This is a genomic window from Morganella morganii H1r (assembly GCF_000633515.1).
Classification (GTDB): Bacteria; Pseudomonadota; Gammaproteobacteria; order Enterobacterales; family Enterobacteriaceae; genus Morganella; species Morganella morganii_B.
The window spans coordinates 1-13,436 of sequence record NZ_AYMP01000044.1 but is presented as its reverse complement, the minus strand read 5'-3'; the positions used below and the strand labels follow the sequence as shown (position 1 = coordinate 13,436).

Below are 13,436 nucleotides of genomic sequence, written 5' to 3'. Positions count from 1 at the left end.
GCCGGTGTTTTTATATCAGATAACAGCCATAAAAAAACACCATGGGTAAGATGGTGTTTATAGCGGGGCAGACTGATTAATCAGCTGTGAGCTTTGAGGTATTCAAGCACAACCTGGTCGTGGTCGCTGGTTTTGAATTTATCAAAAACATGCTCGATTTTACCGTCAGCACCGATTAAGAAGCTGATGCGGTGAATACCGTCATAGGTTTTCCCCATAAACTGTTTTTCACCCCAGACACCAAATGCCTGCGCAACCGCGTGGTCTTCATCTGACAGCAGAGTGAAATTCAGCAACTCTTTTTCCGCGAAACGGGACAGTTTTTCGGGTTTGTCTGTACTGATCCCCAGCACTTCAACATTGAACTGTTTCAGTTCATCCATATTGTCGCGCAGACCGCATGCCTGGACAGTACAGCCCGGCGTCATGGCTTTGGGATAAAAATATACCAGCACACGCTGACCGGCATAATCGGCCAGGCTGATTGATTCACCATCCTGGTCGGGAAGGCTGAACAGGGGCGCCTTATCACCGGCGTTCAATGGGCTCATTACACACTCTCCGTAAACGTAATAATAAACACAAACATTAATGATTCATCAGGGTAATAGTGCCTTCGGCCTGTAACTCAGCACAAAGGCGGTAAAACTGCTGCTGCAGCACCGCGTTGTTTTCCCCTGTCGGGTGATGCGCGGTGATCTGAATCTCCAGCAGTACGGCGTCTGTTTCCTCCTCCGGCCGGGTTTTGGACACCAGTTCAGCCAGGGTGTAATCCAGTCTCATAAACAGATTAGTAAAGCGTTCCACCAGCCCGGCGGCATCAGGTACGGTGACCTGTGCACTGACACCGGTGGTGGCCGCAGGCTGATGCCCGCGCTGTGTCCGTTTCATGACCGTCAGCAGGTCAAGCTCCGCTGCCAGTACCGGCAGAGTCGCCTCCAGCATGGCGATAGCATTCCAGCTGCCTGACAGCATCATAATAAACGTGAACTCCTCACCGAAAATCGCCAGGCGGCTGTCTTCGATATTACAGTCACACTCGCCGGCATGACGGGTAATCGCATTCACAATCCCTGCGCGATCCCGTCCCAGTGCAGTGATAACCAGATATTGCTGATCGCGTTGCGGCAAACCCACATTCCTCTTCATGACACCGTGAATCTGTTAAACATAAAGAAAGATAAGGCCGATAGCAATAACCTGTTGTGTACTCTGCGGTAATAATCAAATGATTGCGGCATATCAAACCTGCCGGATACAGACACGTTATCATGTGTTCCGCCGTTTTACCGGTGAAAAAAGCGGGCATTATTACTTCTTTTTAAGGTGCGCCGCCGGGTATTAACAAAATTCATTAAAAACGTACAGTTAGGGTGTTTTTTTCTGCGCTCCGAACAAGTACCATTAAAATGTTGTCCTATATTTATCCGATTATGAGGGTTTCGTCCATGTCACACATAAATGATGTTTTAAAAGGCAGTATTGTTGCGATGGTTACACCACTGGACACACAGGGTCGTGTTGATAAGGCGGGGCTCCGGAAATTAGTGGATTACCATGTCGCGGCAGGTACGTCCGCCATTGTGGCTGTCGGAACCACCGGGGAGTCCGCCACCCTGTCACATCAGGAACATGTTGATGTGGTGCTGGCGACACTGGCGTTCGCGGAAGGCCGTATTCCGGTGATTGCCGGTACCGGCGCGAACGCAACCAACGAAGCCGTCTGGTTTACGGAACAATTTGAAAACAGCGGTGTGGCGGCATGTCTGACCGTCACCCCGTATTACAACCGTCCGTCACAGGAAGGTCTGTATCAGCACTTTAAAGTGATTTCAGAGAATACCGCATTACCGCAAATTCTGTATAATGTGCCAACGCGCACCGGCTGTGATATGTTACCTGCAACTGTTGCCCGGCTGGCAAAACTGGACAATATTGTCGCAATTAAAGAAGCGACCGGGAACTTAAGCCGTGTGAATGAAATCAAAACCCTGGTGAATGATGAAAACTTCATTCTGCTCAGCGGTGATGACGCGTCAGCACTGGATTTCACCCTCCTGGGCGGCAAAGGTGTGATTTCTGTGACAGCCAACGTGGCTGCGGCAGAAATGGCACAGATGTTTGATCTTGCCCTGCGCGGGGATTTTGATCGTGCGCGTGTGATTAATAATCAACTGATGGACCTGCATCACACATTATTCTGTGAGCCAAGCCCGTCACCGGTAAAATGGGCCTGTCATCAGCTCGGTCTGATCGCAGAGCAGACACTGCGTCTGCCGCTGTTACCGCTCACGGAAGCGGGGCAGAATACGGTCGGCCGTGCCATGAAGACGGCGGGCATACGATAATATTTTAGGGAATCTGAATGGCAACACTACTGCAAAAATCAAAGGTTACGAAGCTCGCTGGTCTTTCCGTGGTTTTATTACTGGCAGCCTGCTCCGGCGATCAGCACTACAAGCGTCAGGTCAGCGGCGATACTTCGTACCTGGATGCGCCGCAGTTACAGGCGCTGAATGTTCCTCAGGGGATGATCCTGCCGTTGCAGAGCGGTCAGTATGATATTCCTCAGGTTAAGCAGGATGGTGCGACCGGTCTGGCGCTGGACATCCGTCCGCCGGTACAGACTGTCAGCCTGTTAGCAGGTTCCCGTACTGAAACAGCAGGGGACGCAAGCCGTCTTCTGCTGGAGAATTCAGCGGAAAACAGAACGCTGTGGGCACAGATCAACCGCGTTCTGGCCGATCGCTCAGTGCCGGTCAGCCAGCGTGATGAAGCCGGTGGCGTGATTGTCACTGACTGGATTGTCTGGCAGCGTGCGGATGAAGATCTGCCGTTACAGTCGCGCCAGCGCATCAAAATCGAACCGGCCGGTTCACAGGTGGCGGTTATCGTGACCAGCGAGGGTCTGAAGCAGGGTGAAAACCCGGTGACAGACAAAACGGAAATCACCCGTTATAACAACCTGACACTTAATGAGCTGGTGGACGGCCTTGACCGTATGCGTAATGCCGCGCGTCAGGAAACCAATGCGTCACAGTATACCGCGCCGGATGTTCAGAGCGGCAGTGATAAGACCGGTCTGCCACAGATTATTGTCCGTGCGCCGTTTGATGTGGTCTGGTCCCGTCTGCCTGTTGTGCTGGAAAGTGTCGGCATGAAAGTGGGTGACCGTACCCGTTCCACCGGGAACATTGAAGTGACATACAAAGGGCTGAGTTCTGCAGAGTGGAGCAGCCTGGGTATGGATGATCCGTCAGTGGCCGAAGGTGATTACACCTTACAGGTCGGTGATCTCGATAACCGCAGCAGCCTGCAGTTTATCAGTGCCAAAGGGAAACCGCTGACACAGAAAGAAAACGATGAAATGGTGAAAGCACTGGAAGCGGCATTCAGCAAATCATCTGTAAAATAATATATTTACACGACATATAAGTGTGCAGATATAATTACTGATACCGGTCATTGTTAATGGCCGGTATTTTTTTATTCTGTAATGAATTGATACATAAACTGATAATTTATAAGATAAATTATTATTCTCTGCCTGTCATTCCGCATTATCAGCCACGTTTATATCAGACTGTCCGGTTATATTTAAAAATTATAACTATTTTATTGCCGTATTCAGCCGCACAGTCTGCTGAATATCAGGCTACTTGTAACTGACCGGGCTGCCATGAACGTATTTTCAGACTCTTCACAACCTTTACTGAGCATTGTTGTTGCGGTCTATAACGGGGAAAAATTTCTTCCTCAGTTTTTTGACTGCCTGCTGAAACAAACACTTCCTTCCTGCGAGCTGATCCTGGTTAATGACGGCTCCAAAGATAATACGGATGCTGTACTGCGCGAATGGCAGGATAAATTTCCCTCAGTCACTGTCCTGGAGCAGGAAAATCAGGGCGTTTCTGTGGCACGGAATACCGGTTTTGCCGCCGCAAAAGGAAAGTACGTCACTTTTCCGGACATTGATGATGTTATTCACCCGCAGATGTACGGTCGTCTGCTGGACATTGCCCTTGCCGGAAAGCTGGATGTGGTAACCTGCAACGGTTCCTATATTTATGAAGACGGACGTGAACCGCAACCGATTTTCCCGCCGGATCGTCTGCGTTCCACCGGCGTTATTTCCGGACCGGACTGGCTGAAACGGGCACTTAACTCCCGGAAATTTTTGCATGTCACCTGGCTGAACCTGTACCGCACTGATTTTCTGCGTGAGCACGGCTATTACTTTGAGCCGGGCCTGCACCATCAGGACATTCCGTGGACAACTGAACTGCTGCTGACCGCTGAACGGGTGGAATATATTGATGAACGCTATTACGATTATCTGATCCATTCCGAATCGGTATCGCATACACCGCCGGATGATAAAATCCGGGTACGGACAATTCACAATTACATGAAAATTCTGGAAATGCTGAACGATATCAATCAGCGTCATGCAGATATTGTGAAGCAGATCCCGGCCTGTTACTGGCAGATTTCCAAAGAAGGGCTGGGGATCCTGCACACCATCTGTGATATAGAATCGCCGGAGGTGAAGCAGGAGATTGTGCGCGAACTGTTTGATCGCGGGATCTGGTCACTGATTTGGGATAACGCCAAAGATTTGCGGCTGCGCTGGCGGCTGGCACGCCGTTATCCGCGCCTGAAAGCGATTCTGAAAGACGCTGCGGAGAACACAGCAACACCGGTCTGACGACCGGTGTTTTGCTATCCGTTACATCCTGACTTTGCGCGACAGCAATGCGACCAGCAATAACAGCGCCACCACAGCCAGCAGTGCGGCGGGCAGGGTGAAGCGGTAAGCAATCAGCCCGACAGACGCCGGTCCTGCCAGAATACCGAGATAACCCAGAGTGGTTACCGCCGGAACGGCAACGGCCTGCGGCATACTGGTCTGGCGGCCGATAGCGGAAAACATCACCGGTACCACGTTGGCACACCCCAGGCCGATCAGCCCGTAACCGGTAAGTGCCAACAGCCAGTTGTCACTCAGCACACTCAGCAAAAGACCACCGGCAGCCAGCAGAGCGCCCCACAGTACCACCTGTGGCCGTCCGAGTACGGCAACAATTTTGTCGCCGGTCAGCCGCCCGAGGGACATCAGCACCGCGAAGCAGGCAAAGCCCAGTCCGCCCATGCTTTCCGGCACATGACGATACTCTGTCAGGAAAACCGCACTCCAGTCCAGCACACTGCCTTCGGCCAGAAAGGTGGCAAAGCAGATAACCCCTATCAGTAATACCGCACCGCGAGGCACAGCAAATGCCGGGCCTTCTGACGGCCAGGCGTAATCCAGCAAGCCTTTATAACTGAGAGCCAGCAGCAGAAGACAAATCGCCGTCACGGCAGCGGCGGCCTGTAATACGCCCATTCCCGCCAGCATAAAGCCGCTCATGGCTCCCGCACCGGCAATGCCGCCGACACTGTAGAATCCGTGAAAGCCGGACATCATCGGTTTTGGTGCGGCTTTTTCAACAATAATGGCCTGAATATTCATGGCACAGTCGGTGATCCCGATCCCCATACCGAAGATGATCAGAGTCAGAGCCAGTAATCCGGTGTGATCAATGACCGCCAGCAGCGGCAGGGTAATACTGAGCAGGATAACGGAAACGGTCATCACCGGGCGGCAGCCGAAACGGGTGGTCAGTACACCGGTCAGCGGCATAGCCACCAGCGCACCGCCACCGAGGCAGAGCAGCAATAACCCGAGAACGCCGTCATTCACGCCGGTGTTCAGTTTGGCAAACGGCACCAGCGCCGCCCAGGCCGCAGAGGCAAAACCGGCAACAAAAAAGAGGGCACGGGTGGCCATCTGTTCCCGCCGGGCCGGTACGGCAGGCGATATGACTGCAATTACATCACTCATTCACAATAACCTTTACTATATTCATTTATAACCTGAATCATTATAGGATGATTAATCATTTTTTTTCAGACGGAAGTTACCCTCATTATGGTGTAAACGGGCTGAATAATATACTAACGGAGTGAAGTATCCCTATGGCTGATTTTAACCGTTTACCTCCGGCTCTGGCGCCTTATGCTGACGCCATCCGTGCCACGGAAAAACCGGTGGCAGAGATGACGCTGACACCGGCTGATGATTTATCGCTGCGGGAAAGCCATGTCGGCGGGAAACCTTATCTGCCGCTGACCGAAAGCTATCCGCTGGACAGTGAAGGTGTTCCGCTCAGTCTGCTTATCCAGATTAACTTTGCACAGATGCCGCCGCTGCCGGATTATCCGCGTAACGGTATTTTGCAGATTTATCACGGCGGTGATGATTTGTATGGTGCTGACTTTGACAATCCGCAGGAACAGACGGATTTCCGTGTCCTTTATTTCCCTGAGATCACGGAAGACCCGGCACAATTGCATCAGGATTTCAGTGCTGTGCAGGCGGCCCGCGAAGATGAAAACTATTTCTCGCCGGTAACCGGACAGTACCGCATCCGTTTTACGCCGTCGGTGCAGTATATCAGCACCGGAGACACCGCATTTGGCCGCACCATTTTCAACCGTGATGAACTATATGATTTTGAGGATGAGTTCGAAGGCGAAGATTTCTATGAGGAATGGGTTGAGCCGTATGATGAGCATTTCCCGGGAGAAGGGCACCATATCGGCGGTTATCCGGCATTTACCCAGACCGATCCGCGAGAATACCGTGACGAACTGAAGCCGTATGTTTTGTTACTGCAGCTCGATTCCGGCAGTGGTGATGTCGATATCCTGTGGGGTGACTGCGGTATCGGTAACTTCTTTATCCGTCCGGACGATCTGAAAAAAGCGGATTTCTCCCGTGTGGTTTATAACTGGGACTGCACCTGAGTATTGATAAGGTGTGCGGGATGTGCCGCACACCGGTCGCTTTCAGGGTCTGTATCTTTTCTTACGCAAACGATTGCTTATTGTGTCATTCTGAGGGAGAATATTCCGCGTCAGGCGATACGCCTATTATTAATCCTGTCTGGAGAGTGCAAGATGCAAAAACATGCTGAACTGTATCGTGGAAAAGCCAAAACGGTCTACACCACGGATAATCCTGATCTGCTGATTCTGGAATTTCGTAATGATACATCAGCACTGGATGGTGAGCGCATCGAGCAGTTTGACCGCAAGGGCATGGTCAATAATAAATTCAACCACTTTATTATGGGTAAACTGGAAGCAGCCGGTATCCCGACTCAGATGGAACGTCTGTTATCCGATACCGAAATTCTGGTGAAAAAACTGGATATGGTGCCGGTGGAGTGTGTGATCCGGAACCGTGCTGCCGGTTCGCTGGTGAAACGTCTGGGCGTGGAAGAGGGGATGGTACTGAATCCGCCCATCTTCGACCTGTTCCTGAAAAATGACGCCAAACATGACCCGATGATCAATGAATCCTACTGCGAAACCTTCGGCTGGGTCAGCCGGGAAAACCTCGCAGAAATGAAACGTCTGAGTTATATCGCCAATGACGTGTTATCCCGCCTGTTTGATGACGCCGGTCTGATTCTGGTGGATTTCAAGCTGGAATTCGGTCTGTATAAAGGTCAGGTCGTGCTCGGTGATGAGTTCTCACCGGACGGCAGCCGTCTGTGGGATAAAGAAACGCTGAATAAAATGGATAAAGACCGCTTCCGTCAGAGCCTGGGCGGCCTGATTGAAGCCTATGAGGAAGTGGCACGCCGTCTGGGTGTGGAGCTGGATTAATCATTCCTCTGCTGAATGTATTGCCGGTGATAACAAAACCCGCCTGTCACCGGCGTTAAGCTGATTTATCATTCCCCTGAAAGAAAGAAGCATTTTTCCTCACTTCATTTTCTCTGTACTATGTGGTTATCCGACTATTATCCGATAAGCAGAGAATCATTATGCGTTGGCAAGGGCGTCGCCAGAGCGACAATATTGAAGACCGCCGCAGTGCGGGGAGCAGAATTCCGGGCGGATCGGCGGGTGGTCCGCGTATTCCGCTGCCGCGCGGCAAAGCCGGACTGGTTGTGGTCGTTATCGTGGTCGTGGCCGGTTTTTACGGCATTGACCTGACCGGCCTGGTCACCGGTGACCCGGTCAATATCGGACAGACCACTTCACAGCAGCGTCCGGCACAGAGCAGTGCACAGGAACAGAAACAGGCGGAATTCACCGGCGTGATGCTGGCGGAAACCGAAGCGGTCTGGGGACAGAAATTCGCACAGATGAACCGGCAGTACCGTGAGCCGAAACTGGTACTGTACCGGGGCGCCACCCCGACGGGTTGTGGTGCGGGACAGGCGGTGATGGGGCCGTTTTATTGCCCGGCCGATCAGAAAGTCTATATCGACCTCTCTTTCTATGATGATATGCGCACCAAATTAGGGGCGGGCGGGGATTTTGCGCAGGGCTATGTGGTCGCTCATGAAGTGGGACACCATGTTCAGCATCTGCTCGGTATCGATCGTCAGGTGCGTGAGCGCCAGCAGCGCAGCAGTCAGAAAGAGGCAAACCGCCTGTCAGTGAAAATGGAATTGCAGGCTGACTGTTTTGCCGGGATCTGGGGTCATGAGATGGAAAAAGCCGGGATCCTCGAAAACGGTGATCTGGAAAATGCCCTGAATGCGGCGCAGGCTATCGGCGATGATCGTCTGCAAAAACAGAGTCAGGGACGGGTTATCCCGGACAGCTTCACACACGGAACATCCGCGCAGCGTTATGAGTGGTTCAAACGCGGTTTTGACAGCGGTGATATTGCGCAATGTGACACATTTTCTGCACTGAAATAAGCCTTTCTGCCGGTTTTCCCTGCAAAACCGGCAGAGTTTGATTATCATCGTATAACGGCATACTATTGGCGCCTTTCATTCCCCCCGACACGCAGGATCTGATATGAGTAATATTGACCCGACCCTGATTATCCTCCTGGTCTTAGCCGGGCTCGGGCTTATCAGTAATAATATGACAGTAACCCTGGCCATTCTTTTTCTGCTGGCGGTGCGCATCACCCCGCTCAACGGCTATTTCCCGTTTGTGGAAAAATATGGCCTGAAGCTGGGGATCCTCATTCTGACCGTGGGCGTGATGGCACCGATTGCCAGCGGTAAAATCAGCGCCAATGACGTTTTAGGCTCTTTTCTGAACTGGAAATCATTGCTGGCGATAGCGATTGGTATTCTGGTGTCCTGGCTCGGCAGCCGCGGAGTCACCCTGATGAGTAACCAGCCGTCCACCGTTGCCGGGTTGCTGGTGGGGACGATTATCGGTGTCGCGCTGTTCAGGGGCGTACCGGTCGGGCCGCTGATTGCGGCGGGGATCCTGTCCCTGCTTGTCGGTAAGATGTAGCGGTTTTCTATGTTACCCGCACTGTTTCACGCCTGCACAGAACAGCTCCGCATACAGGGTATCCGCCGTCTGTGGGTACTGAGCGGCAGCGACGACTGGTGTGAATCGCGGCTGCGGGAAATCAGGGACGCGGCTCCCGGCGACTGGCCGGTGATTTCCGCTCAGCAGCCCGGCGGCATACCGGCGGAAAAAGCCCGTCTGTTGCTGGGGCAGGAGTTCCGTCACGGCGTGTTTGATGCCCGGCGCGGGCTGCACAGCGAAGCACTGGCTATGCTGACAGGCACATTGCAGGCAGGCAGCTGGCTGATCCTGCTGCTGCCGCCGGAATCACAGTGGCAGACCCGGCCGGATGAGGACAGTCTGCGCTGGAATGACGGTGGTCAGATGATCCCCGCGCCGCACTTTATGCGTCACGTCGCCCGTACACTCAACAATCCTGCCCATCTCTGCCGGTATGAAGACCGGCCATTTGACATGACACTGCTGCCGCCGCAACCTGAATGGCTGCCGCCGGACGGCACACCGACAGCGGCACAGCAGCAGATACTGGCGCAACTCCGCTGCGCGGAACGCGGCATATTCTGTCTGACCGCTGCCAGAGGGCGGGGCAAATCCGCTGTGGCCGGTCTGTTCCTGGCAGAAGCGCCGGGCCGTCATTTATTGTGTGCCCCGGCGAAAGCCGCCGTTACAGTGATACAGCGCTATCTTCATGATCCACAACAAACGGAATTTATCGCTCCGGATAATTTACTGACACTGGCGGAAACGGCGGATGTCAGCACATACGGCTGGCTGGTGATTGATGAAGCGGCAATGATCCCGCTGCCGCTGCTTACCCGTTTTACGGCGGTATTTCCCCGTGTGCTGCTGCTGACCACTGTTCAGGGCTATGAAGGTACCGGGCGGGGATTTTTGCTTAAATTTTGTCATTCACTGCCGCAGTTTACCGCAATGACGCTGACGCAGCCGGTACGCTGGGCAGAGCATGATCCGGCGGAATCCTGGCTGGATGAAGCACTGCTGCTCACCGAGCCGGCGGAAAAGGTCACCCCGGCGGGCGGGTGTGAATATCAGGCGCTGACACAGCAGGCGTTATGTGATGACCCGGATTTACTGTCCGGGTTTTACGGCCTGCTGACGGCGGCACATTACCGGACGTCCCCGCTGGACTTACGGCGGCTGGCGGATGCGCCGGGACAGCATTTCGCGCTGTTCCGAAACCGGCAGCAGGTGACGGCGGCACTCTGGCTGACAGACGAAGGCGGCTTACCGGCGGAACTGACACAATCTGTCTGGGCGGGTACGCGGCGGCCGCGCGGAAACCTGCTGGCACAATCGCTGGCGGCGCACAGTTACTTCCCGCAGGCGGCACAACTGCGTTCGCGCCGTATCAGCCGTATTGCCGTCCATGCAGGCTACCGGCGTAACGCGCTGGGGCATCAGTTATTACAGCGGGCGGCTGAGGCGGCAAAAAACAGCGGTATGGACTATCTGTCCGTCAGCTTCGGCTATACTCCGGAACTGGCTGCATTCTGGACATCCTGCGGCTTTCGCTTTGCCCGCACGGGCACACATCCGGAAGCAGGCAGCGGATGTTACACCGCTATGCTGTTGCTGCCGCTGACGTCTGCCGGACAGACACTGGCAAATGCCGCAGAACAGCAGTTTGTCCGCGACTGCGCGGTTTTTTCTCAGATATGGGGATTTTCACCGGTACCGCCGGTTCAGGCTGAATCACTCAATGAACGCGAATGGCGGATGCTCGCCGGGTTTGCGTATGCTGCCAAACCACAGGCAGTGGCAGAGCCGGCACTGGTACTTCTGCAAAGGGCATATCCGGCACAGACCGGGGAATTGTCACAGTTGCTGTCCGGTCAGCCGGAGATACTGAAAGCGCGGCATATCAGCGGGAAAAAGGCATTACTTAATGCGCAGCGGCAGGAAACGGCAGTGATACTGCAGACACTGCGCCCTGAGTGGGCGCAGCAGACAGCAGCGGAAATCAGGGCTTTTTAGATTTATTATCCGGCCAGTCATCCTCATCATCCCACTGCGCGTTATTATCACGGTGAGGCGGCAGTTCCCTGCGGTTCTGCAGATATTTTTTGTGATCCACCCGTTTGAGATCTTTAATGGCATTCAGGATCACGCCGACGAACAGTACCAGGATGACCCACCAGTAGTCTGCTAACCAATGCATTGTTGTTACCTTTTTTTATTTATATTTATCAAATAATTAAAAATGATAATTCAATATCATTCAAAATTAGTTCAAAACCATTACTGAACCTTAACCCATTCACTGCCGCGATTGTCCTGATATTTGGCGGTCATCATAGCTGATTTGTGACCCAGTAAGCGCTGGGCGAACTCCCCGCCTTTTTCGTCGGTGTATAGTCTTGCCGCGAGACTTCTGATCTCGTGAAAGCTCGGCGGATTATCACCCCAGCCGATTGATGTGGACTCTCTTGCTTTCACGAACCCTCTGGAAACCGTCGTGGTCGATATCTCTTTCCCGAAAGAGGATGCTATAAGATTATCACACTCGCCATATACTGAATAACATTTCTTAATAACATCATCCAAAGATATACCACGGCATTCAAGCGTTACCGTCATGTCTATAGCAAGCTTATTCCCTGACTTTTGTTGTTCAACCCAAAGCATGCCATCTTTGATATCATCCCATTTCATCTTGCATATGTCGCTTATTCGTTGTCCGGTCAGTAGCGCTAATTCCATACTTAATGACATCCATGGCTGAAGAGATTTTGATGCCTCCAGTATTTTCATATAATCACTAATAGATAAGCGCGAGCGCTTAACTTCTGCTTTAGGGTTTCTGGTCGCCTCGACAGGGTTAAATGATATATGCCCTTCTGCAATGGCTTCTCTGAATATATCAAGTAAAGATATTCTTATTAACTTTGCCGTGGTTGTTTTTCCTCTGTCTGTGTATGAAGAAATAGCGCCAGCTATGTCTTTGGTAGTGATTGCATTAATAGGGATGTTATTAAAAATTGACTTAATTGCTTTTATTTTACCTTCGTACTCTCTGATCGATTTTTCTTTTAGACCTCTGGATAAAATAATTTTATTATAGCAGTTCAGCCAGTCATGAAATAAAACAATGTCAGTATTTGATATTCTGTCAATTAATTTCTCATTCTTCACATCCATTAATTTCATGTTAGCATCAATTGCCTGATTTACTGCGTCTCTTTTTATTCTTCCGAGACCATATTCTTTGCCCGTCCTTGGGTCTCTGTAACTATAATATCCGTTATTTCGGACATATAAATTAGGTGGCAGATCTCGTTTTTCTCGATTTCGTTTCCGTGCCATTATTTATTCGCTCCAACAAGTTATTACTTTTACTTTTATCAGGAACTCCACTGTGTTTAACTGCATTGTTTTCCACGAGGTACCTGTACCCATCAAATAATGGTGGAGGCCATATCTGACCATTTCTCACCCATCTTCGTATGGTTTCCATATTTCTCGGGATTGGTAATCTACTATTCCATTCTTCAAGAGTCAGCATTCTTTCTTCTCCTTCTCTATCATGCGAACGTACACATTCAGCCACAGTGCAGGCACCGATCGCTTAAAGTGATATTCAGTTAACATCCGGGTAAACTTTTCGAGGTAACTCTGTAGGATGGTGCGGCGTTTGTCGTCGTTAAGTGGTCGGTTCGCTTCAAGTTCGTGATAGCATTCCCTTGCTATTCGTCTGCGTCCGTTCTCTGCTTCCTGTGGTGTCATTGGTCACCTCAGAGTTGTGCTTCCAGCAGCCGGTTGCCGATGTCCATCATGATTAGGTAGCTGACTATCAGGGATACAGGAAATACCTCCAGCATATCCTGACTTATACACATAGCACGTCACATGTCGTTGGTCGTCATGGTATATATCGATAGCAGAACCTTCTTTGAGTTCAGTACAGCCTGATAAAAATAATATTGCAGCAGCAATAATTATTAACTTATTCATCTCTCATTTCCTTTTCATTTAATTTCTACGCTTCCGTCCACCTGATCCCCGTACACATCCCAGTCGCCGTATTTCTCCCTGGCAAACAGTTCAATGCGCGGGACATCGCCATATAACTCTTC

Annotated in this window: 14 protein-coding genes; 8 read left to right on the top strand and 6 right to left on the bottom strand. The window is 51.6% G+C overall.

The genetic code is table 11. The features are described from left to right. Positions 1-80 precede the first annotated feature (80 nt). Positions 81-551, bottom strand: coding sequence for a thioredoxin-dependent thiol peroxidase (bcp, locus tag U868_RS0119980; protein ID WP_025154818.1), 471 nt, complete (start codon positions 549-551; stop codon positions 81-83). A gap of 37 nt (positions 552-588) precedes the next feature. Continuing rightward, entirely contained in the window at positions 589-1,131 is a 543-nt protein-coding gene (locus U868_RS0119975) for an ACT domain-containing protein (protein ID WP_025154817.1), read from the bottom strand. A 317-nt stretch (positions 1,132-1,448) separates the two neighbouring features. Between U868_RS0119975 and dapA the strand changes: the two genes are divergently transcribed. The 3 genes from dapA (at position 1,449) to U868_RS0119950 (ending at position 4,708) form a co-directional block, all read left to right on the top strand. Beyond that, the gene (gene dapA, locus U868_RS0119965; protein ID WP_025154816.1) at positions 1,449-2,348 is read left to right on the top strand and encodes a 4-hydroxy-tetrahydrodipicolinate synthase; all 900 of its coding nucleotides are present in this window, start codon (positions 1,449-1,451) and stop codon (positions 2,346-2,348) included. 17 nt (positions 2,349-2,365) lie between these two features. Further along, complete coding sequence (gene bamC, locus U868_RS0119960; RefSeq protein WP_025154815.1) at positions 2,366-3,415, top strand: outer membrane protein assembly factor BamC; 1,050 nt, start codon at positions 2,366-2,368, stop codon at positions 3,413-3,415. A 264-nt stretch (positions 3,416-3,679) separates the two neighbouring features. Beyond that, positions 3,680-4,708, top strand: a complete 1,029-nt coding sequence (locus U868_RS0119950; protein WP_025154813.1) for a glycosyltransferase — start codon at positions 3,680-3,682, stop codon at positions 4,706-4,708. 21 nt (positions 4,709-4,729) lie between these two features. On the opposite strand, the gene U868_RS0119945 is transcribed toward U868_RS0119950, so the two are convergent. Continuing rightward, entirely contained in the window at positions 4,730-5,884 is a 1,155-nt protein-coding gene (locus tag U868_RS0119945; RefSeq protein WP_025154812.1) for an MFS transporter, read from the bottom strand. A gap of 134 nt (positions 5,885-6,018) precedes the next feature. On the opposite strand from U868_RS0119945, the gene U868_RS0119940 reads away from it, so the two are divergent. The 5 genes from U868_RS0119940 (at position 6,019) to U868_RS0119920 (ending at position 11,337) form a co-directional block, all read left to right on the top strand. Further along, the gene (locus tag U868_RS0119940; protein ID WP_025154811.1) at positions 6,019-6,849 is read left to right on the top strand and encodes a YwqG family protein; all 831 of its coding nucleotides are present in this window, start codon (positions 6,019-6,021) and stop codon (positions 6,847-6,849) included. Positions 6,850-7,002: 153 nt separating this feature from the next. Continuing rightward, positions 7,003-7,716, top strand: a complete 714-nt coding sequence (purC, locus tag U868_RS0119935; RefSeq protein ID WP_025154810.1) for a phosphoribosylaminoimidazolesuccinocarboxamide synthase — start codon at positions 7,003-7,005, stop codon at positions 7,714-7,716. 161 nt (positions 7,717-7,877) lie between these two features. Then, on the top strand, positions 7,878-8,765 hold the full coding sequence (gene ypfJ / locus U868_RS0119930; protein ID WP_025154809.1) for a KPN_02809 family neutral zinc metallopeptidase: 888 nt from the start codon (positions 7,878-7,880) through the stop codon (positions 8,763-8,765). A 103-nt stretch (positions 8,766-8,868) separates the two neighbouring features. Continuing rightward, complete coding sequence (locus U868_RS0119925) at positions 8,869-9,321, top strand: DUF441 domain-containing protein (protein WP_025154808.1); 453 nt, start codon at positions 8,869-8,871, stop codon at positions 9,319-9,321. A gap of 9 nt (positions 9,322-9,330) precedes the next feature. After that, positions 9,331-11,337, top strand: coding sequence for a tRNA(Met) cytidine acetyltransferase TmcA (locus tag U868_RS0119920; RefSeq protein ID WP_025154807.1), 2,007 nt, complete (start codon positions 9,331-9,333; stop codon positions 11,335-11,337). On the opposite strand, the gene U868_RS0119915 is transcribed toward U868_RS0119920, so the two are convergent. From U868_RS0119915 to U868_RS24815, 3 genes are all read right to left on the bottom strand, one after another. Then, positions 11,324-11,521: a YpfN family protein gene (locus tag U868_RS0119915; protein WP_004239956.1), complete on the bottom strand. Its 198-nt coding sequence runs from the start codon at positions 11,519-11,521 to the stop codon at positions 11,324-11,326. The genes U868_RS0119920 and U868_RS0119915 overlap by 14 nt on opposite strands. An 80-nt stretch (positions 11,522-11,601) precedes the next feature. Then, on the bottom strand, positions 11,602-12,666 hold the full coding sequence (locus U868_RS0119910; RefSeq protein WP_025154806.1) for a site-specific integrase: 1,065 nt from the start codon (positions 12,664-12,666) through the stop codon (positions 11,602-11,604). Then, entirely contained in the window at positions 12,623-12,817 is a 195-nt protein-coding gene (locus U868_RS24815) for an excisionase (RefSeq protein WP_240182747.1), read from the bottom strand. The genes U868_RS0119910 and U868_RS24815 overlap by 44 nt, the downstream gene beginning before the upstream one ends. Positions 12,818-13,436: the final 619 nt, after the last annotated feature.